Annotated in this window: 19 protein-coding genes; 7 read left to right on the top strand and 12 right to left on the bottom strand. The window is 64.9% G+C overall.

Features of this window, described 5'->3' with window-relative positions; all coding sequences use genetic code 11:
• Nucleotides 1–2: 2 nt before the first annotated feature.
• Together ACTS1Z_RS10625 and ACTS1Z_RS10620 are read right to left on the bottom strand one after the other, a co-directional pair.
• The gene (locus ACTS1Z_RS10625) at nt 3–938 is read right to left on the bottom strand and encodes an alpha-E domain-containing protein (RefSeq protein WP_442624433.1); all 936 of its coding nucleotides are present in this window, start codon (nt 936–938) and stop codon (nt 3–5) included.
• Nucleotides 938–2,383, bottom strand: a complete 1,446-nt coding sequence (locus tag ACTS1Z_RS10620; protein WP_442624432.1) for a circularly permuted type 2 ATP-grasp protein — start codon at nt 2,381–2,383, stop codon at nt 938–940. Before ACTS1Z_RS10620 ends, ACTS1Z_RS10625 begins: the two co-directional genes overlap by 1 nt.
• A 123-nt stretch (nt 2,384–2,506) precedes the next feature.
• Between ACTS1Z_RS10620 and ACTS1Z_RS10615 the strand changes: the two genes are divergently transcribed.
• Nucleotides 2,507–3,409: a phytanoyl-CoA dioxygenase family protein gene (locus tag ACTS1Z_RS10615; protein ID WP_442624431.1), complete on the top strand. Its 903-nt coding sequence runs from the start codon at nt 2,507–2,509 to the stop codon at nt 3,407–3,409.
• 24 nt (nt 3,410–3,433) lie between these two features.
• Nucleotides 3,434–4,219 carry an SDR family NAD(P)-dependent oxidoreductase gene (locus ACTS1Z_RS10610; protein ID WP_442624430.1) on the top strand — a complete coding sequence of 262 codons (786 nt, stop codon included), beginning with the start codon at nt 3,434–3,436 and terminating at the stop codon, nt 4,217–4,219.
• A gap of 153 nt (nt 4,220–4,372) precedes the next feature.
• On the opposite strand, the gene ACTS1Z_RS10605 is transcribed toward ACTS1Z_RS10610, so the two are convergent.
• From ACTS1Z_RS10605 to ACTS1Z_RS10590, 4 genes are read right to left on the bottom strand one after another with little or no spacing between them, the layout of a single operon-like run.
• Complete coding sequence (locus tag ACTS1Z_RS10605) at nt 4,373–4,855, bottom strand: DUF411 domain-containing protein (RefSeq protein ID WP_442624429.1); 483 nt, start codon at nt 4,853–4,855, stop codon at nt 4,373–4,375.
• 16 nt (nt 4,856–4,871) lie between these two features.
• Complete coding sequence (locus ACTS1Z_RS10600; RefSeq protein ID WP_442624428.1) at nt 4,872–5,999, bottom strand: copper resistance protein B; 1,128 nt, start codon at nt 5,997–5,999, stop codon at nt 4,872–4,874.
• The gene (locus ACTS1Z_RS10595) at nt 5,996–7,747 is read right to left on the bottom strand and encodes a copper resistance system multicopper oxidase (protein ID WP_442624427.1); all 1,752 of its coding nucleotides are present in this window, start codon (nt 7,745–7,747) and stop codon (nt 5,996–5,998) included. The genes ACTS1Z_RS10600 and ACTS1Z_RS10595 overlap by 4 nt, the downstream gene beginning before the upstream one ends.
• A 4-nt stretch (nt 7,748–7,751) precedes the next feature.
• Complete coding sequence (locus ACTS1Z_RS10590) at nt 7,752–7,991, bottom strand: metal-sensitive transcriptional regulator (RefSeq protein WP_442624426.1); 240 nt, start codon at nt 7,989–7,991, stop codon at nt 7,752–7,754.
• Nucleotides 7,992–8,103: 112 nt separating this feature from the next.
• Between ACTS1Z_RS10590 and ACTS1Z_RS10585 the strand changes: the two genes are divergently transcribed.
• Entirely contained in the window at nt 8,104–10,290 is a 2,187-nt protein-coding gene (locus tag ACTS1Z_RS10585) for a copper-transporting P-type ATPase (protein ID WP_442624425.1), read from the top strand.
• A gap of 53 nt (nt 10,291–10,343) precedes the next feature.
• On the opposite strand, the gene ACTS1Z_RS10580 is transcribed toward ACTS1Z_RS10585, so the two are convergent.
• The 5 genes from ACTS1Z_RS10580 to ACTS1Z_RS10560 all read right to left on the bottom strand — a co-directional run bounded on the left by ACTS1Z_RS10580 (nt 10,344) and on the right by ACTS1Z_RS10560 (nt 16,068).
• Nucleotides 10,344–11,294 carry a cupin domain-containing protein gene (locus ACTS1Z_RS10580; protein ID WP_442624424.1) on the bottom strand — a complete coding sequence of 317 codons (951 nt, stop codon included), beginning with the start codon at nt 11,292–11,294 and terminating at the stop codon, nt 10,344–10,346.
• A gap of 75 nt (nt 11,295–11,369) precedes the next feature.
• The gene (locus ACTS1Z_RS10575) at nt 11,370–12,014 is read right to left on the bottom strand and encodes a TetR family transcriptional regulator (protein ID WP_442624423.1); all 645 of its coding nucleotides are present in this window, start codon (nt 12,012–12,014) and stop codon (nt 11,370–11,372) included.
• A 195-nt stretch (nt 12,015–12,209) separates the two neighbouring features.
• On the bottom strand, nt 12,210–12,911 hold the full coding sequence (gene ctrA / locus ACTS1Z_RS10570) for a response regulator transcription factor CtrA (protein WP_442624422.1): 702 nt from the start codon (nt 12,909–12,911) through the stop codon (nt 12,210–12,212).
• Between the two features lie 187 nt (nt 12,912–13,098).
• Nucleotides 13,099–15,072: a CHASE2 domain-containing protein gene (locus tag ACTS1Z_RS10565; RefSeq protein WP_442624421.1), complete on the bottom strand. Its 1,974-nt coding sequence runs from the start codon at nt 15,070–15,072 to the stop codon at nt 13,099–13,101.
• 99 nt (nt 15,073–15,171) lie between these two features.
• Nucleotides 15,172–16,068 carry a LysR family transcriptional regulator gene (locus ACTS1Z_RS10560; protein WP_442624420.1) on the bottom strand — a complete coding sequence of 299 codons (897 nt, stop codon included), beginning with the start codon at nt 16,066–16,068 and terminating at the stop codon, nt 15,172–15,174.
• Nucleotides 16,069–16,163: 95 nt separating this feature from the next.
• On the opposite strand from ACTS1Z_RS10560, the gene ACTS1Z_RS10555 reads away from it, so the two are divergent.
• The 3 genes from ACTS1Z_RS10555 to ACTS1Z_RS10545 all read left to right on the top strand — a co-directional run bounded on the left by ACTS1Z_RS10555 (nt 16,164) and on the right by ACTS1Z_RS10545 (nt 18,213).
• The gene (locus ACTS1Z_RS10555) at nt 16,164–16,862 is read left to right on the top strand and encodes a pirin family protein (RefSeq protein WP_442624419.1); all 699 of its coding nucleotides are present in this window, start codon (nt 16,164–16,166) and stop codon (nt 16,860–16,862) included.
• A 68-nt stretch (nt 16,863–16,930) separates the two neighbouring features.
• A complete protein-coding gene (gene wrbA / locus ACTS1Z_RS10550) occupies nt 16,931–17,530 on the top strand; it encodes an NAD(P)H:quinone oxidoreductase (protein ID WP_442624418.1) in 600 nt (199 codons plus the stop codon).
• Nucleotides 17,531–17,568: 38 nt separating this feature from the next.
• Nucleotides 17,569–18,213 carry an RluA family pseudouridine synthase gene (locus ACTS1Z_RS10545; protein WP_442624477.1) on the top strand — a complete coding sequence of 215 codons (645 nt, stop codon included), beginning with the start codon at nt 17,569–17,571 and terminating at the stop codon, nt 18,211–18,213.
• On the opposite strand, the gene ACTS1Z_RS10540 is transcribed toward ACTS1Z_RS10545, so the two are convergent.
• Nucleotides 18,210–19,007: a hypothetical protein gene (locus ACTS1Z_RS10540; protein WP_442624417.1), complete on the bottom strand. Its 798-nt coding sequence runs from the start codon at nt 19,005–19,007 to the stop codon at nt 18,210–18,212. The two genes, ACTS1Z_RS10545 and ACTS1Z_RS10540, sit on opposite strands and share 4 nt — an antisense overlap.
• Before the next feature lie 107 nt (nt 19,008–19,114).
• Between ACTS1Z_RS10540 and arfB the strand changes: the two genes are divergently transcribed.
• Nucleotides 19,115–19,528, top strand: coding sequence for an alternative ribosome rescue aminoacyl-tRNA hydrolase ArfB (gene arfB / locus ACTS1Z_RS10535; RefSeq protein ID WP_442624416.1), 414 nt, complete (start codon nt 19,115–19,117; stop codon nt 19,526–19,528).
• The last annotated feature ends 128 nt before the right edge of the window (nt 19,529–19,656 follow it).

The raw sequence follows: 19,656 nt of genomic DNA, 5'->3' as shown, positions 1-19,656 counted from the left end.
CCCTAGTCGAACCGGAACTGCTTGGTGATGGCCTGGCTCAGCAGGCGGTTTTCCTCGATAAGGGCCTGCAGATATTCGTGCAGGCCGCCACCGATAATATCGCGGATCGTGGTGGCGGCGATGCGCCGCTGGCGAAGCCGCGCCATGCGATCCGCCTCGCCCTGATAGCCGGTCAATTTGCCGAGCTCGCCGAGCAGTTCGACCGTATCGTCGACGGTCGCGGCGATCGAGCGCGGCAATTCGCGGCGCAGGATGAGCATCTCTACGACGTTGCGCGGCGAGAGCCCGTCCCGGTAGAGCCAGCGGAAGGCCGTGTTCGCCGAGACGGTCTGGAGGATCGTGCCCCATTGGTCGCGGTCGACGAGACCGCCCACCTCTTCGCCCTCCGGCAGGATGATGTGGTATTTGACGTCGATGAGCCGGGCCGTGTTGTCGGTCCGCTCGATATTTTCGCCGAGCATCAGGAAGAAATAGCTTTCCCTGCGCAACATGCGGTGGAGCGCGCCTTCGAAACCGCGATTCTCGGCGATCAGCGCTTCGATCAGATTGATCGTCCCCTGCGCGCTCCCCACAGCGCTGCGCCCGTCGATATTGAGCCAGGCCCGGTTGATCGATTCCCAGCCCTCCCGGGTCAGCGCGGTGCGCACGGCGCGCGCGTTCATCCGGGCATTGTAGAGGCAATTGCGGATCGAGCTCGGATTGTCCTCGGAAAAGGTCAGATAGTTGGCGACGTTGTTCGGCGTGATCGTCTCGCCCGTCTGACCGAAATCATGGCTCGCCGCGGCGACCGCGAGCGCGCTCGACCAGGCGCCTTCGCCGGCGGGCCGGGCGGACAGCGCATCGAGCCGGACCGTCGCCTCGATCAGGCGCGCGGTGAATTCGGCGCGCTCCATATAGCGGCCGATCCAGTAGAGTTGGGAGGCGGTCCGGGCGAGCATCAGCCGGGCTGCTCGCTTTGCGGGCGCAGGACCAAGCTGTCTTTCGTGCCGCCGCCCTGGCTCGAATTGACGACGAGCGAGCCTTCCCTGAGCGCCACGCGCGTCAGCCCGCCGGGCACCGTCGTCACTTTTTGCCCGTCGGACAGGACGAACGGCCGGAAATCGACATGGCGGCCCTTCGCCCCCTTCTCCGTCAGCGTGGGGACGGTCGAAAGGTCGAGCGTCGGCTGCGCGATATAGCCGTCGGGATTATCGATCAGCGCCGCGCGGAATTCCTCGATCTCCTCGCTCGTCGAGGTCGGCCCGACGAGCATGCCGTAGCCGCCTGATCCGTCGACTTTCTTGACGACCAGATCGGCGAGATTGTCGAGCGTATATTGGAGCGCATCGGCTTCGCGGCAGCGCCAGGTCTCGACATTGGGGAGCTTGGCGTCCTCGCCCGAATAATATTTCACGATTTCCGGCATGTAGGAATAGATCGCCTTGTCGTCCGATATCCCGCCGCCCGGTGCGTTGATCAGCGTGACATTGCCCGCGAAATAGGCGGCCATCAGCCCCGGTACGCCGAGCATGGAATCGGGGCGGAAGATCAGCGGATCGAGAAAATCGTCGTCGATGCGACGATAGATGACGTCGACGCGCTTGCGCCCCTCGATGGTCCGCATCCAGACGATATCGTCGTCGACGACGAGGTCGGCCGCCTCGACCAGTTCGATCCCGACATTGTCGGCGAGGAAGCTGTGCTCGTAAAAGGCGCTGTTGAAATGGCCGGGCGTTAACAGCACGCAGCACGGCTCGCCCGGCGCGCTTTCCGGCGCGACCGCCTGCATCATCGCACGCAGCGCATCGGTATAGCCGTCCACGGGTTCGACTTCGAACGCCTCGAACAGTTCCGGGCAGAGCCGCAGCATCGCCTCGCGATTTTCGAGCATATAGGAGACGCCGGACGGCGTGCGCGCATTGTCTTCGAGGACGAGAAATTCGTCCGGCCCCGTGCGCACCATGTCGATGCCGCAGATATGCGCATAGACGCCGTGCGGCGGGCGATGGCCGTTGACGACAGGCGTGAAGCCCGGATTGCACAGGACGAGATCGTCCGGGACGATACCGTCGGCGAGAATCTTCCGCTCGCCGTAAACGTCCTCGAGGAACATGTTGAGCGCGGTGACCCGCTGCTCCAGCCCGTCGGACAGCGATTGCCATTCCTCGGCGGTGAAGACGCGCGGGATGATATCGAACGGGATGATCCGCTCGGCCTGTTCCTCCTCGCCATAGACGTTGAAGGTGATGCCGAGCTGGCGGAACGCGGCTTCGGCGGAATCCTGCCGCCGGCGCAGCTCCTTTTTCGGCGTTTCGCGGATCCAGCGGGCGATGGACTCGAAACCGGGCCGCGGCGTGCGCCCCCGGCTGTGACCCCAAATCTCGTCGAAGAAGCTTTTTGACATGCTGTACTGCAACAATGCACGAGCGCCCCGGTTTGTTCAACCGGCGCGGCAAGTGCCGGTGCGCCAGGCTCTTGGATCGACGCCGATATGGGTTAGGGTGGACGCTGCAAGAGGAGAGTGAGCATGGCCCAAATCACCCATGTCGATGCCGATGTCGCGCCGGAGGAGATTTCGCGACTGCTCGCCGAGCAGGGCGCGGTGATCGTCGATAAGCTGATGCAGGGCGATCAGCTGGACCGGCTGACCGGCGAGATCATGCCCTATGTCGAAGCGACCGAACTCGGGCGCGACGATTTTACCGGGCGCAAGACGACGCGCACCGGTGCGCTGGTCGCGCGCTCGGCGGCCTGCCGGGAGCTCGTCACGAACCCGACCATCCTCGGCGCGTGCGAGAAATTCCTGCTGCCCTTTTGCGACCGTTTCCAGCTCCATCTCACCCAGCTTATCCGCATCCGCGACGGGCAGGGCGTCCAACCGCTCCATCGCGACCGGCTCGCCTGGGGCGGCTATCTGCAGCGTGTGATCGAACCGCAGCTTAACACGATCTGGGCCGTCACCGATTTCACATTCGAAAACGGCGCGACACAGGTCGCCCCAGGAAGCAATCTCTGGGAAGACGATACGCGGCTGCCGACGGAAGACGAACTGACTTGGGCCGAGATGAAGGCGGGTTCGGTGCTCGTCTATTCGGGCAGCGTCATTCATGGCGGCGGGGCGAATACATCCGGCGCCGACCGGATGGGCCTCAACATCACCTATGCGCTCGGCTGGCTGCGGCAGGAGGAGAATCAATATCTCTCCTGCCCGCCTGAGATCGCCAAGGATTTCGATCCCGAACTCCAGGCGCTGCTCGGCTATGCCATGGGCAGCTACGCGCTCGGCTATTATACGCCGCCCTTGCCGCCGGGCGAGGGGCCGGAAGTCGTGCCGCCCGATTTCCTGTTCGGCGAAAAGGCCGCGGGCTGGGGCGACGATCTGTACGAGCAGGTCACGCAGCGCTCGCGCGAAGGCACGCTAGGCGGTTGAGCGCCGCGCAAATCGGAGAAGGATGTGGAACCCTATCAGCCATTGAGCCGGTCGATCGCCGGCAAGGTCGCCATCATAACCGGCGCGGCGAGCGGCATGGGGCGGGCGACGGCGCATCTCTTCGCCGCCGAAGGCGCGAAGGTTTCCGTTACCGATCTCCGGCAGGAGGCCTGTAACGCGGTGGTGGACGAGATTGCTGCGGCGGAGGTTTCCGGCGAGGCTGCGGCATGGGCGCTCGATGTGTCGGACCCGGATGCCATCGCGCGCGTCGTCGGCGCGGCGGCGGAGCGGTTCGGCGGCATCGATATCCTCGTCAACAATGCCGGTTTCGCGATTCCGGCCGATATCGGCGAAGAGAGCTACGAGGACAGCTGGGGCCCGACGCTCGAAGTCATGCTCACCGCGCATCAGCGGATGATCCGTGCCGCGCTGCCGCATCTGAGCCAGTCGGACAGCCCCCGCATCGTCAATATCGCCTCGACCGAAGGACTGGGCGCGACGCCGGGCAACAGTCCTTATGTCGCCGCCAAACACGGCGTGATCGGCCTGACGCGCGGGCTAGCGGTGGATCTGGGGCGGGAGGGCATTACCGTGAACTGCATTTGCCCGGGCCCGATCCGCACCGGAATCACCGATGCGATCCCCGAAGAGCATAAGACGATCTACGCCAAGCGCCGGGTGCCGATGCGCCGTTACGGCATCCCCGAAGAGGTTGCGCATATGACGCTGTCCTGCGCCCTGCCTGCGGCGAGCTTCCTGACCGGCGCGGTAATCCCCGTCGATGGCGGGCTGACGATCAAGAACGCGTAGTTTGTCAGACTCGACCTGTCGGTCGAGCGCCGCACCGGCCCACTCCCCCTCCCGGCCTCCCAACAGGGTACACTCAAATGGGAGGTCGGGAGGGGGAGCGGGCCGGTGCGGCGATTTCGCGTCAGCGAAATTCTGAATAAAACGCGGCGGGGTTTAGCGGTTGGCGAAAACGCGCGTCGCGCCGTCGCGCCGGAACAGCAAGACTTGATAGGGTTCGCGCCGGTTGCCCATCTCCATCCCCGGCGAGCCGATGGGCATGCCGGGCACCGCGATACCTGCGGCATCCGGCCGCTCGTCGAGCAGCCGGCGAATGTCTGCGGCGGGCACATGGCCCTCGACCGCATAACCGCCGATCTCGGCGGTATGGCATGAGCGCAGCCTGTCGGGCACGCCGAGCCGGCGGGCAATCGGTGTCGTGTCCGCCACATCGATTCCTTCGACGGTGAAGCCGTCGGCCCGCAAATGATCGATCCACGCGTTGCAGCAGCCGCAGGTCGGCGTCTTGTGGACGCGCATCGGCGGCAGCCCGGCGCTGGCCGACGTCTGCGAACCGGCTGGGCCGGCCGAGCAGGCGACGAGCGTCGCCGGTATCGCGGCGAGGAAGGTGCGACGGGAGAGGATCGTTTCGGTCATCATCGGGCCTCCATAATCGTCAGAACCGGAATTTGACACCGGCGAGGAAGACCCAGCGGTCCGGATCGTCGCCGACCGCGCGGGCGAAATCGGCGGTGTCGCCGAATGCGCGCTGCCATTCCACGCCGATATAGGGCGCGAATTCGGGAACGATCTCGTAGCGCAGCCGCAGTCCGGCCTCGAGATCGCTGAACCCCGATCCGACGCCGAGTTCGGGTATGTCCTGCGCGGAGAGGTTCAGCTCCACGCGCGGCTGCAGGATCAGGCTCTGCGTGAGCCGCTGGTCATACTCGGCCTCGATCCGTGCGGTGACGTCGCCATCGTCGGAGACAAAGGCGGCGAGATCGACCTCGAACATATAAGGCGCAAGTCCTTGCACGCCGAGCGCGAGATGGGCGCTGTCCGGCCCCTCGCGAAAATCGGCGCGGACGCCAGCCTGGAAATCGAAAAACGGCCCGATCGCATGGCTCCACAGCGCCTGTATTTCGACCTCTTCGAGCGATCCGCCGAACGCGCCCTCGCCTTCGGACTTGATCCAGAGCCGGTCGATATCGCCGCCATAGCGCGCGTTGAGCTCCCAGACATACTCGTCCTCGCCATCGCCGATAGCCGCCTCGAGCCGATCCACGGAAAACAGCCCGACGGTCATCGCGCCATTCTCTCGGCGGAGATTATCGCGCGCCTCGGCCATGACGGCTGGCGGAAAGATCGTATCGGCGGCGTGCGCCGGGCCGCTGAACGCTTCGGGCGGCGGGCCGGACTGGGGCAGGGCCGTATCGCTTGCGGTGTCGGGCATCGCGTGGCCGGCGTGCGGATCGTCGGCGGGCATTGCATGACCGTCATGGCTGGCCTCGGGTTCGTCCATCTGGTGGCCCGCATGCGGATCGGGTTCGTCCGGCGCGCCATGGCCGGCGTGCGGATCGGGCTCGACTGCCTCCGGCGTCATCTGCTCGGTTTCGCGCACGATCTCCGTACCCTCAGTCAGGTCATGACTGACATGCACGTCGGGCGGTTGCTCGGGTGTCTGCTCGGCCTGTGTTTCCATCGCGTGATGCGCATGCGGGTCGGCGGCCTGGCCATGACCCTGATGCTGGGCGAGAGCCGGGCTGGCGGTGAGCAAGCCCGCTACGGCGATGGCAGTCTTCACGCCGCGTCTCCGTCGAGCGGCCGGACGGTGACGACGTTGAACATGCCGGCATGCATGTGCATCATCAAATGGCAGTGAAACGCCCAGTCACCGGGTGCGTCGGCGGTCAGGTCGAACTGGACGAAACCGCCAGGCAGCACATTCACCGTATGCTTGCGCGGATGGCGGCCCGGATGGCCGTTCACCAGCTCGAAGAAAAAGCCGTGCAGGTGAATCGGGTGCGTCATCATCGTGTCGTTGACGAGCTTGACGCGCACCCGCTCGTCGCGCGCGAAGCGGATCGGCTCGACCTGTTCCGAAAACCGCCGCCCGTCGAACGACCACATATAGCGTTCCATATTGCCGGTCAGGTGGATCTGGAGCTCACGGCTCGGCGGGCGCGGATCGGGATTGGGAGCGAGCGCCTCAAGATCGGTGTAAACAAGCACGCGGTGCGGGACATCGTCGAGCCCGAGCCCGCGATCGCCGGTGCGATCGACCGGCATCGGCGCGATCATATCGACGCCAGGGGTGAGCTCGACGCCGGGCGCGACCGATCCGTCGCGCATCGAATGGTCCATCGATCCATGGTCCATCCCGGCCATGTCATGGCCCATGGCCGCATGATCCATGCCGTCCATCGCCATACCGCCCATGCCCATATCGCGCATGGTCAGCGTCGGGCGGTCGCGCAGCGGCGGAACCGCCGCCTCCATGCCGGGGCGTGGCGCGAGCGTCGCGCGGCCCATGCCGGACCGGTCGATGCTCTCGCTGACAATCGTATAGGCTTGGGGCTGGGTCGGCGTGACGATCACGTCATAGGTTTCGGCGACGCCGATCTGGAACTCGTCCACGGTCACTGGCCGCACATTCTCCCCATCGGCATTGACGACCGTCATCGGCAGGCCGGGAATGCGGACATTCATGATCGACATGGCCGAGGCGTTGATGATCCGCAGGCGCACGCGCTCGCCGGGCTCGAACAGCCCGGTCCAGTTTTCCTGCGGCCCATGGCCGTTGACGAGATAGGTATAGGTCGCGCCCGTCACATCCGCGATGTCCGACGGCATCATCCGCATCCCGCCCCATTGCAGGCGCTGCGCCGCGCTCATCTGCCGCCCGTCGAACAGAGTGTTCTGCTGCCGGTTGAAATAGTCGGGGCTCTGCTTCAGCCGCGTCATGATCCGGTGCGGGTGCATGAAGCTCCAGTCGGACAGCACGAGGATATGCTCGCGATCATAGGCGACCGGATCGGGGCCGGCTGGATCGATGACGATCGGGCCGTAATGGCCCATCGCCTCCTGCAGCCCCGAATGGCTGTGATACCAATAGGTGCCGGCCTGGCGGATAGGGAATTCGTAGGTGAAGGTCTCATGCGGCCGGATGCCGGGGAAGGAGATTCCGGGCACGCCGTCCATCTGAAAGGGCAGGAGGATGCCGTGCCAATGGATCGAGCTGTCTTCGTCGAGATGGTTGGTCACGTCGATCCGGACATTCTGCCCCTCACGCAGGCGGATCAGCGGCGCGGGGAGCGTCCCGTTGACGGTGATCGCATGGCCCGTGCGGCCGCCCACGGTGAACGGCGTCTCGCCGATGCTGAGCGCAATCCGCTCGCCGCTGAGGACGCCCGGGCTGGCCGCCGCCATAGGGCGATGATGGACATGGTCCTGCGCCCGCGCCCAACCGGGCAGCAGGTTCGAGGCGGCCAAGCCGCCCGACAGGGCAAGCGCGCCCGAAAGCAGCGCGCGGCGGTCGATCGTCGAAGTCATGGTGCTAGCGGTTCACTTTCCCAAACAAATCGATGAGCTCGGCGAATTTCTCTTTTTGCTCGGCGGCGTCGCCGCTTTCGATCGCCTCGGCAACGCAATGGTCGGCATGCTTGGCGAGCACCTTGGCTTTGGCCGATTTTAGCGCCGATTCCATCGCACTTATCTGCTGGAGGATGTCGATGCAGTAACGCTCCTCCTCCATCATCCTGGCGATTCCGCGCGCCTGGCCCTCGATGCGGTGCATGCGCTTGATCTCGTCAGAAAATTTTTCGCTCATGCCAACCTCCTCCTAACCGCGGCTTGACGACTCATATACCTACCCCCAGTATAGTATCAAGAGGCTAGTGGGGAAAGCGATGAACGACCAGTGCTGCCATCACGACCACGGCAACCGGGCGCCAGCCGCCCCCGCCGACCTTCCGCCCGGTACGATCTACACCTGTCCGATGCATCCCGAGATCCGCCAGGTCGGGCCGGGGAGCTGCCCGATCTGCGGCATGGCGCTGGAGCCGGAGACGATTTCGCTCGAGGATGGCCCCGATCCCGAATATCTCGACATGCGCCGGCGCTTCTGGGTCAGCGCGCTCTTCACCGCGCCGCTCGTCGTCTATGTCATGGGCGCGATGCTGCCGGGCCGGCCGTTCGACGGGCTGGTCGCGCCGCAGCTGGCGCCGTGGATCGAGCTGGCGCTGGCCAGCCCGGTCGTGCTCTGGGGCGCCTGGCCCTTCTTCGTCCGCGCCGTCCAGTCCGTCCGCACGCTCAACCTCAACATGTTCACGCTGATCGGGCTCGGCGTCGCCATCGCCTATGGCTTCAGCGTCGTCGCGACGATCGCGCCCGCTATCTTCCCGCCGGCCTTTCGCGACGCCGAGGGCCGGGTCGGCGTCTATTTCGAAGCGGCCGCCGTCATCACGACGCTCGTGCTGCTCGGGCAGGTGCTCGAACTCAAGGCGCGCGGGCAGACATCGGGGGCGCTGCGCGCGCTGCTCGAACTGGCGCCGCCCGTCGCGCTGCGGATCGGCGACGACGGCGCGGAGGAGGAAGTGCCGCTCGACGCGGTGCGCGAGGGCGACCGCCTGCGCGTGCGCCCCGGCGACAAGGTGCCGGTCGACGGCACGGTCGCGAGCGGCGCGAGCAATGTCGATGAATCGATGGTCACCGGCGAGCCGATCCCGGTCGCCAAGGCCGAGGGCGATGCCGTCACCGGCGGCACCGTCAACCAGACCGGCAGCTTCGTCATGACCGCCGAGCGGATCGGCGCGGACACCCTGCTCGCCAAGATCGTCCAGATGGTCGCCGAGGCCCAGCGCAGCCGCGCGCCGATCCAGCGGCTCGCGGATCTCGTCGCGAGCTGGTTCGTCCCGGCCGTTGTCGGCATCGCGGTTCTCACCTTCATCGTCTGGGCGCTGATCGGCCCCGAGCCGGCGATGGCCTATGCGCTCGTCAACGCGATCGCGGTGCTGATCATCGCCTGTCCCTGCGCGCTCGGGCTCGCGACGCCGATGTCGATCATGGTCGGCACCGGCAAGGGCGCGCAGAACGGCATCCTGATCAAGAATGCCGAGGCGCTCGAGACTTTCGAGAAGATCGATACCGTCGTCGTCGACAAGACCGGCACGCTGACCGAGGGCAAGCCGAGGCTCGTCGCGGTGGAGGCCGTACCGGGCGTGGACGAGGACGAACTGCTAGGCCTCGTCGCATCGGTCGAGCGCGCCAGCGAACATCCGCTCGCCGCAGCGATCGTCGACGGCGCGAAAGAGCGCGGACTCGATCTTGCCGCGGCCGAAGATTTCGCCTCGGTCACGGGCGAAGGCGTCGAGGCCGGCGTCTTGGGCCGGGCCGTCGCCATCGGCAACGAGAAGATGATGGAGCGCGCCGGTGCGCGTGACGACGGGCTAACCGCGCGGGCCGGCAACGGCCGCGAAGCCGGCCGGACGGTGATGTTCGTCGCGCTCGACGGTAAGCCCGCCGGCATGGTCGCCGTCGCAGATCCGATCAAGGAGACGAGCGCGGGCGCGATCGCTCGCCTTCACGAAGACGGGATCCGCGTCGTCATGCTGACCGGCGACGCCGAGGGCACGGCGCGGGCCGTCGCGCGCCAGGTCGGCATCGACGAGGTCCGCGCCAACGTCTCGCCCGAAGACAAACACCGGATCGTTAGCGAGCTGAAGGCCGAAGGGCGCACCGTCGCGATGGCCGGCGACGGGATCAACGACGCGCCCGCGCTCGCCGCCGCCGATATCGGCGTGGCGATGGGCACCGGCACCGATGTCGCGATGGAAAGTGCCGGCATCACGCTGGTGAAAGGCGATCTCGCCGGCATCGCCAAGGCGCGGCGGCTTTCGCGGCTGACGATGCGCAACATCCGCCAGAACCTGTTCTTCGCGTTCGTGTACAACACGCTCGGCGTGCCGGTCGCCGCCGGCGTGCTCTACCCGGTCTTCGGCCTGCTGCTCAGCCCGATGATCGCGGCGGCCGCGATGAGCCTGTCCTCGGTCTCGGTGATCGGCAATGCGCTGCGGCTGAGGCGGGCGCGGCTCTAGGCGGACCGACGCTTTCCCGACGGCAAGAGGCCGCGCCGCTGCGCCGGTCTCGGCTAGTTCTGTGGTCGCCTGAACGGATAGCTGCCGTGAAATTCGGCTTGCGCTTCCAGATATTCGGGGAAGGACGTGCCGAAGGCGAAATCCGAATTGTCGCCATAGAGGATGACGATACCTTCCAGCGGTACATCGCCCTCGCTGCGCACGACGTGCTTAGCGTAATGCGGCACGAAGACGCTCATGCCCGGTTCGAGCGCGATTATGCCCTCGTCGGTCTCCAATGTCCCCCGGCCATGGGTGACGATGAAAAGGTTGGGGACCTGGCTGAATTCCAGCCGCTCGTCGTCATTGGCAACTTCGCCGCTCGCGATGCTGAAATGCAGAATCCGGACGGCCTTCAGCATATGCAGGGCGGTAGCCTGCGCTCCGTGCGTCTCCAACGCATTGTCCCGGCCGAAGCGCGTGACTTCGGTCGTGCCGTGCGTCCCCGTCGTGAAGAAATGCGACAGTGCGATATAGTATCGGCTCTGCACGCCGGAATCCATGTCGAACCCGTCCATCGTGCGCGTCTCGACGCCGACCTGATCCGATCCGAAGGATTGCATGGCGGCCGTACCCGCATTCACGTCGCCGCTCGCGATCAGACGCAACACGCCGATGTCCGCAATCTCGAAATACCAGGTCGGCTCGGCCGGCGCGGCGCGCGTCAGCGTGACATTATGCGGTCCGAAGCGGTGGAAGGTCAGGTGCGGTGTGGCTTCCGGATTATAGGCCTCTTCCGTACGCTCGACGGCGATCGTCCACCAGTCTTCGCCGAGCTTGATGCCGAACGTGTCGCTGATCGCCATCGGATCGGTGCGATAATCCTCGGCGAGCGCCTCAAGAATCGCATGGGCTTCGTCGGTCTCGTTCATCGGACGGGTCTCCTCAGCGGGCTGGGCGAGGGCGGGCAATGGCTGCGCGACGGCCATCAGCGATACGGCGCAAAACAGGAACGGCTTCATCATGACATCTCTCCTTGGTGTATCGCCGTTTTAATACACCATGGCTCAATTTAAGCAAGTGTTTAATTTTGTCTCCCGCTAAGTCGGCCGCAACGCGTGGGAGAGCATGTCGCCCAGCGTCTCGACGAACTCGTCTAGGGTCGGCAGCGATACCGGCCGTGCGGCTTTCTGCGCGGCCGCCTCGCGGACCCGGGTCGCGATGAGAAAGTGGATGAGCGGACCGACAATGGTGAGATGGACGATCTGCGGGTCGTAGCGGCGCGCCTCTTCGCGCAACGGAATATGCGCGAGCACCGCCTCGGTCAGCGCCATGAAACCGAGCATCTTGGTCAGCGATTCCGGCCGGAGCAATTGCTCCGGGTCCAGTTGCTCGCGCAGGATCATCGGGCCGAGATGCGGGCGGCTCGCCATGGCAGCGGCGAAGATGCGGACGAGCTCGCGTTCGGGATAGTCGGCGCTATCGAGATCCGCTTCTCCGGCGAGCTGGGCAGCATGGTCGACCGCTTCGGAAAGGATGTCGTGATACAGCGCGCCCTTGCCGCCGAAATGATAGGATACCAGCGCCTGGTTGACGCCGGCCGCCGCCGCTATGTCCCGCACGCCGGTGGCCTTGAATCCCTTGTCGGCGAAAAGTTTGGCGGCTGCGTCCATGATCGCGCGGCGCGTACGGGTCGCGCGATCGGCGATCGGCGCGGTGCCGGTGGAAGGGGCTTCGGACGCCATGCCGGCATCCTAGGCCGGGGGCGGGGCGCAGACCAGAGCAGGGGTTGTTCACGCGGCGCAAAGAAAGAGGCCGCGGCAGTTTCGTGCCAAGGCCCCAAACGCAAAGAAAGAGGCCGCGGCAGTGTCCTGCCGCGGCCTCGCCCCTATTGCCGGGATTTGGAAACCCCGCTCCCTGTCTTGGCTCAGGCGACCGCCTTACGCGACCTGGGCCTGTTCTTCCTCGACCGGGTCGCGCAGCACGTAGCCGCGGCCCCAGACGGTTTCGATGTAGTTTTCGCCGCCCGAAGCAAGGCTGAGCTTCTTCCTGAGCTTGCAGATGAAGACGTCGATGATCTTGAGTTCCGGCTCGTCCATGCCGCCGTAAAGGTGGTTCAGGAACATTTCCTTGGTGAGCGTCGTGCCCTTGCGGAGGCTCAGCAGTTCGAGCATCGCATACTCTTTACCGGTGAGGTGAACACGGTTGCTGTCCACTTCGACGGTCTTGGCGTCGAGATTGACGGCGAGCTTGCCCGTCTTGATGACCGACTGGCTGTGCCCCTTGGAGCGGCGCACCACGGCGTGGATGCGGGCGACCAGCTCTTCGCGGTGGAAGGGCTTCGTCACATAATCGTCGGCGCCGAAGCCGAAGCTGCGGACCTTGGAATCCATTTCGGCGATGCCCGAAAGGATGAGGACCGGCGTCTGCACCTTCGAAAGGCGCAGCTTCTTCAGCACGTCATAGCCGTGCATGTCCGGCAGGTTCAGGTCGAGCAGAATGATATCGTAATCATAGAGCTTGCCCAGATCGAGGCCTTCTTCGCCCAGATCGGTCGTGTAGACGTTGAAGCCTTCGGTCGTCAGCATCATTTCGATGCTCTTCGCCGTGGTAGGCTCGTCTTCGATCAGCAACACACGCATCAGGTCACCCCTTTGTTGTGGCACCGAACGAGACGCCGTCCCGAACGGCTCGGTGCAATTCATTAACCATCGAAGGTATGAACGCAAAAGGTTAAAGGCCAGTTAACTCCACGAGTCGCGGACCTGTGACATTTTCGACTCACCCGGATTTCGCGGCGGAAATGCGCGTTTTGGCGCCATTGCTGCGCTAATCTCCGCCCTGCCGCTGTTCGATTATCCGGCTCATTCGCTCCACGAAAGACCCGAGCGCTTCGTCTTCGGGCGCAAGCCGGCGCAGCGCGTCTATGGCGGCGGGATCGCCCTCCATCGCCCGGCGATGAAGCGCCTCCAGCCGGTCGAAATGCTCCGGATCCATGTCGGGAACCGGTTCGAATACGATGACCGGCGTCGATCGGCCGCGCAGAAATATCGATCCCATCGTCCGGCACTGGCTGCCGGGCAACTGGTCTATCGCGGCGTCGCTCACCAGGATTTTCGTTCCGAGCTCCTTGTTCGCCGCCTCGAGCCGCGCCGCCACATTCATCGTATCGCCGAGTGCGGTATATTGAATGCGGTCCTTGCCGCCGAAATTGCCGACGATCGCCTCGCCATAATGCATGCCGACGCGCGTGCGGCCCACCTTGTACTCGGCCCATTGCGGATCGGTGCGAAAGGCTTCGCCGGCCTGTTGGAGCGCGATCGCGGCGCGATAGGCGCGCAAGCCGTCATCGTCGCGCGCGATCGGCGCGCCCCAGATGGCGACGAGCGCGTCGCCGACATATTTGTCGATGGTCCCGCCATGGTCGATCACCACGGCCGAGAGCGTCTCGAGATATGCGTTGAGCAGGCTCGCGACATCTCCCGCATCGGTGCGGTGGCACAGATCGTTGAACCCTTCCATGTCGGTAAATACGGTGAAGATCATGCGGCGGTCGCCGCTTAATGCGGCATCGGAGGGCCGGGCCAGGAGTTCGGTGGCGATATCGGGCGGCAGGTAGCGCGCGAGGGCGAACTGCGCGACGCGGCCGCGCTCCCACGCAATCGAGCGGCGCACGGTGACAAGCGTCAGGATAATCAGCGCCCAGCCGAAAACGGGACCGGCAGCCGGAAGGCCGTAGGTTGGCAAGGGTACGATCATTTGAATGCCGAAAGGCAGCGCCAGCAAAATCAGGAGCACGGCAATAACGCCGGCGATATGCAGCCATTTACCCTGTACGAACAGGCCGAGTATGATCGCGGACGCCATGGCGATGATGACCATCAGGCCGCCAAGCCAATCGGGCGGATCATCATAGCGTACATTGTCGAGCCGCTGCGCGATCATATGCGCCTGGACCTCAAGCCCGGAAGCGGTCGTCATTCCCGTGGCCCGATCGATATAGGGCACGTCGACGCGATTGAGGTCGAAATAGTCGGTGCCGATCAAGACAATCCGCCCAACCAGAAACTCTTCGAGAAGCGGCCCGACGGCGGGGTCCGCCACCATATCGATGGCGAGCATCGGAAAAACCGTGCCGTCGACATAGGCCGGCGTACGATAGCGGACCGGGCCGCCATAATCGGCGAACGGATCGCCTTCGCGAACGACGGCATCGGCAATCAGAGGAATTTCACCTGCGACAGGCCAACGCCTGACGACGCCGTCGCTGTCGATGCGCAGCCGCGGATCGGCGAATTCGACATTGCTGCCCGTCAGGCTATCGGAAAGCGACTGGAGATACTCCGTACGCTCAAAGGAAAGGTCGAAATCGTCGGGATCGCCCGGCATTGCAACATAGGTCGGCGTTCGCATCGCGGTGAGCGCCGCGACCAACTGTTCGTCTTCCTGGGTGGGGCTGTCCAACAATATGTCGATGACGACGGCGCGGGGGCGCGCGGCGTCTATCGAGGGCAAGGCCCGCGCCAGCATGCTGCGATCGACCGGCGATCGGCGCCCGGTCTCCATTGCCGTTTCCTCGGTATAGGCGACGAGGGCGATCCGCTCATCCGTTTCGGAAACGCCCATCGCCATCTGGTAGCGCTGGTTAAAAAGCGCGAGTTCGGCGGCACGCACCAGCGGCGTCTGCCAGCCTAATATCGATACGAAGAGTGCAAGGAAAAAGGCGGCGACGAGCAGTAACTTCGCCGTCGGGCCGAGCCAGGCGAGCATTTCGCCGAATTTCGAACGGATTTGCCGCAGCACGATCAGTTCCCCCGATTCCTAGATCGCAGAATGGACGGGCAGCGACAAGATGCGGGCAATAGGGCTTGGCCGAAGCGGTGCGCGTCAGTTCGCCGGGCGTTACCCGCCGAGCCGTTCCGCCAGATAATCGAGCAGAACGGTCACCCGCGCCGGGCGTTCGCGGCCCGGCGGCGTGACGAGATGCAGCGCGACGGGCGGGGGGGACCAGTCGGGCAGTAGCGTCACCAATGTGCCTTCCGGATCGTGCTGTGCGAGCATGAAATCGGGCACGAGCGCGATCCCGTGCCCGGCCATCAGCGCCGGCATCATCGCGTCGCTATTGTTCGCGCGCAGCGGCCCGCTGGGGCGGACATGCGCCTCTTCGCCATTTTTATGGGTAAACCGCCAGCTCTCCGGATTGGGCAGATAGGCATAGCAGAGGCAGGCATGGTCTTTGAGGTCGCTTGGATGCGCTGGGCGGCCCTTACGCTCTATATAGGAGGCAGAGGCGACGAGATGGCGGTCGATCGGGCCGAGGCGCCGGGCCTTGAGGCTGCTGTCGGGGAGGGCGGCGATGCGCAGCGCCGCATCGAAGCCGCCGCCGATAATATCGACGACATCGTCGCTCAGATGCAGGTCGATCGAGATTTCGGGATAGCGCGCGAGAAAATCGGGCAGCACCGCACCGACATGGGCGATGCCGAAGCTCATCGGCGCGGCGAGACGCACGAGGCCGCGCGGATTGGCCGCATCGTCGCGCGCCGCATCCTCCGCTTCTTCGCCCAGACTCAGCAATTGCTGGGCGCGCCCGGCCAGTTCGCGGCCGCTTTCGGTGAGCGAGAGATGGCGCGAGCTGCGATGGAGCAGCTGGACGCCGAGCGACTTTTCGAGGCGCGTGACGGCCTTGGATACGGTGGCCTTGGATACAGCTAGGTCCTCGGCCGCCGCCGTGAAAGACCGGAGTTCGACGACTTTCGCGAAAATCGCCCAGGCTTCGAGATCGGGTAGATTGGACATAAAATCGAAACGATAGTTTTCCAATGTTTCTATTTCGGTTCTATCGCAAACGCCTATCTCGGTGTCAACGAAACACGCAACGAAAGGGCAATCCGATGATCGAGAAACGACCTTTTTCCAGCCTCGGCCACGCCGATCATGGCTGGCTCAACGCCCGCCACCATTTTTCCTTCGCCAATTATTACGATCCGGCCCGGATGGGCTGGGGCAGCCTGCGTGTCTGGAATGACGACGAGATCGCCGCGCAAAGCGGCTTTCCGCCGCATCCGCATCAGGACATGGAAATCATCACCTATGTCCGCCAGGGTGCGATCACGCATGAGGATTCGATGGGCAACAAGGGCCGCACCGAAGCCGGCGACGTCCAGGTGATGAGCGCGGGCAAGGGCGTCCGTCACTCGGAATATAATCTGGAGGACGAGGAAACCCGGATCTTCCAGATCTGGATCGAAACCGCCGAGCGCGGCGCCGATCCCAGCTGGGGCGCCAAGCCTTTTCCCAAGGCCGACCGCTCGGGCCGGTTCGTGACGCTCGCCAGCGGCTTCGAGGAAGACGCCGATGCGCTCAGGATACTGACGCCCGCTCGCGTGATGGGCGCGACGCTCAAGGCCGGCGAAAGCATCGACTATGAGGTCGGCGAGGGCCGCCACGCCTATATGGTGCCGGCGACCGGAAAGCTCGTCGCCAACGATGTCGAGCTCGATGCGCGCGACGGCGCGGCCATATCCGGTGGCACGACCGTCACCCTCACCGCGCTCGAGGAGAGCGAAATCGTTCTCGTCGACGCGGCCTGAATATCCCCCAAGGCCATCCCGGTTCCCCCACCGGGATGGCCGTTTTCTTGAAGAAGGAGAGTTGTCCGATGACCAAAGTTCTTGTGCTCTATTATTCCTCCTACGGCCATATCGAGCAGATGGCCGAAGCGATCGCCGAAGGCGCGCGCGATGGCGGCGCCGAAGTCGCGATCAAGCGCGTGCCGGAAACCGCGCCCGACGAAGTCGTCGAGGGTGCGGGCTTCAAGACCGATTACGACCATCCGATCGCCGAGGTCGACGAGCTGCCCGAATATGACGCGATCATCGTCGGCGCGCCGACCCGGTTCGGCCGGATGCCGAGCCAGATGGCCGCCTTCTGGGACCGCACCGGCGGCCTGTGGATGAAGGGCGCGCTTAACGGCAAGGTTGCGGGAGCGTTCACGTCCACGGCGTCGCAGCATGGCGGGCAGGAAACCACCCTGTTTTCGATCATCACGACGCTGTTCCATCAGGGCTTTACCGTGGTCGGCCTCGACTATGGTTTTCAGGGTCAGATGGGCGTCGAGGAAGTGAAGGGCGGATCACCTTATGGCGCGACGACGATCGCCGGTAACGACGGCAGCCGCCAGCCCAGCGACACCGAACTGGACGGCGCCCGCTACCAGGGCCGCCGCATCGCCGAAACCGCCGCGAAGCTCGCGGCCTGATCTTGCGTCCCGCCGGCATGGCTGCGATCAGCGCGGCCATGCTGGCGGAGCGTATTCTTTTCTCCGACGCCGAAGCGATCGTGATCGACAAGCCCGCGGGGTTTGCAGTCACGAAGCCGAAACGCGGTGGCGATTGCCTCGAGGAGCGGCTTTCGGAGCTGCGCATGGGGTTTGCGCGCGATCCGATGATCGTCCACCGGCTGGACCGGGATACGAGCGGCTGCCTGTTGCTGGCGCGCAATCCCAAGGCGCTGAAGCGGTTCAACCGCAGCTTCGAGGACGGCAGCGTCCGTAAAATCTATCGGGCGGTGCTCGACGGTATCCTTCAAGATGAGGCAGGCACTATCGATCTGCCCCTGCTCAAACGATCCACGCGCGAACGCGGCTGGTGGATGGAAGGCGATCCGCGCGGAAAGGCGGCGCGTACGCACTGGGAAACGCTCAAGGTCGAGAACGGCAAGACGCTCGTCGAGTTCCGCCCGGAAACCGGCCGCACCCATCAGCTTCGCGTACATGCGAAAGAGGCGCTGCATTGTCCGATAGCGGGCGATCCCGTGTACGGTTCGGGCAGCGGGCCGATGCTGTTGCACGCGCGGGTGCTCCACGTGTCGCGCACCGGAAAGCCGGCAATCGCCGCCGAGGCGCCGCTGCCTGACCATTTTGGTATCTGGCGGCAGGCCTAACCGAATTGCCCGGCTTCGATGCGGAAGGTTTCGGCCGGAATCTCCTCGTCCACCTCGAAATCGGTATAGATGAAGTCATAGGCGCGTACGCCGTTGAGCCAGCTGCGCGTGCGGCCCGGCTGGACCCAGGAGATACCGGGCTTGGTGAAGAAATTGTCGAAGCGCCGTTCGTGAAAACCGCGCGGCGTGGCAAAGGCCACCCGCGCCATCCGGTAATCGGCTTTGCGCAGCGCGAAGACGCCGCGCCCGCCGCTCGGATCGATCACGCTGATCGCGAAGACGGGATCGCCGTCGACGGTATCGTCCGGCTCGCGTTCGAGCATATAGCCTTCGTCGAGCGCGAAGCGGAACATGCCGAAGCCCATGGAGGTGCGCCAGAAGGGGCTGTCCGCGCCCTCGCCGGTCGGTCCGTTGATATCATAGGTCCGCTCGCCGTCGAAAGCGATCTGCAGGCGGGGTTCGCCATCGACGAAGGAGGAAACGCGGATCTGGCCATCGGCGCGATGGCCGTCCGGTTTCGTCTCCGGATGGATGCGCCACAGGTCATAGGGGTCATGGCGGATCGGTTCGCCCGGACCGTCCGGATATTCGAGCAGATAGCCGTGCAGATGATAGCTGGTCGGCCGCAGCCATTGCGCGCCGCCCATCGCCGCCTGCGCACGCGCGACGATTTCGGCGGCCTCGAGCGCCGCATCGGCCGCCGGTTGCGCGAATATGCGGCCCGCGGGTATCGCGGCGAGCGCGCCCGCCGTCCCGCAAAGCCCGATGAACCGCCTGCGTCCGATCCCGCTCATGCCATCGCTCCCTCTGGTTGCACCGTCGGAGCCTATCCGAAGCCGCAACACGCGCAAAGGCCGCGGAACATTTGGATCGCGGGTGCAGGCTCGGCTAGGAAACGTGCATGACCGGTTTCGATCCTTCCGAAATCCCTGCCGACGCGATCGAGGAGCGCCATCTCGCGGGCACGGGCCCTGGCGGACAGAATGTGAACAAGGTCGCGACGGCCGTGCAGCTGCGCGTCGATACGCTGGCACTCGAATTGCCGTCGCACGTCTATCGCCGCCTGCGCTCGCTCGCCGGCAACCGGATGACGGCGGACGGCACGCTCGTAATCACCGCGCGTAACCATCGCAGCCAGGAAGCGAACCGGAGGGAAGCGATGGCGCGGCTCGGCGCGCTGATCGAAAAGGCGCGCCACCGGCCCGCCCGGCGGATCAAGACCAAGCCGAGCCGGGCCGCCAAGGCGCGACGCGTGGACCGCAAGAAGGTGCGCGGGCAGGTTAAAAAAGCGCGCGCCAAGCCGCGTCTGGATTGAGGTTTGTTTGTCAGAACATTGCTGTCGCAATGTCGCGGCACCGGCCCACTCCCCCTCCCGACCTCCCATTGAGTGTACCCTAGTTGGGAGGTCGGGAGGGGGAGTGGGCCGGTGCCGCGCTCAACCGC

The sequence above is a fragment of the Parasphingopyxis sp. genome (genome assembly GCF_052168295.1).
Lineage (GTDB): Bacteria > Pseudomonadota > Alphaproteobacteria > Sphingomonadales > Sphingomonadaceae > Parasphingopyxis.
This window is presented reverse-complemented; position numbering and strand designations above follow the sequence as displayed.